This window comes from Kitasatospora sp. MY 5-36, assembly GCF_001182915.1.
Lineage (GTDB): Bacteria > Actinomycetota > Actinomycetes > Streptomycetales > Streptomycetaceae > Kitasatospora.
Genome location: NZ_LFVW01000075.1, coordinates 1 through 474 on the forward strand (window position 1 = coordinate 1; position 474 = coordinate 474).

Consider the following 474-nt stretch of genomic DNA (forward strand, 5'->3'; position numbering starts at 1 on the left):
GGAGGCCACCAGGCCACGGGAGCGGCGGTCCTCGACCAACGCGTCCAGGTGCGCGTTCGCCGCCGCATAGCCAGCCAGAGCGCCGCTGCCCCAGACACCCGCGCCCGACGAGAACAGGACGAACGCGTCGAGATCCCGACCCGCCGTCAACTCGTCGAGCACCACAGCACCGCCGACCTTCGCCGACAGCAGCCAGGACAGGTCCGAAGGCTCGATCTCCTCGACCGGCCCACGGTCACCGACACCCGCCGAGTGGACCACCGACGACAACACCGGGCCCGCCGCATCGATACGGTCCAGGATCTCCGCCACGGAGGCGCGGTCGGCGATGTCACACGCCACCACGTCGACTGCCGTACCGCGAGCCGCGATCGACGCCGCCAGCTCCGCCACACCGGCGGCACCCGGGCCAGAACGGGACGTCAGCACGACCCGCGAAGCACCACGATCCGCCACCCACTGGGCGGTGATCGC

The 474-nt window shown here is 71.7% G+C and carries 1 protein-coding gene; it reads right to left on the reverse strand.

What is annotated here, in order from left to right:
* A partial coding sequence (locus tag AE652_RS06400) for an SDR family oxidoreductase (protein WP_255357400.1) occupies positions 1–456 on the reverse strand: 456 nt, incomplete at its 3' end.
* Positions 457–474: the final 18 nt, after the last annotated feature.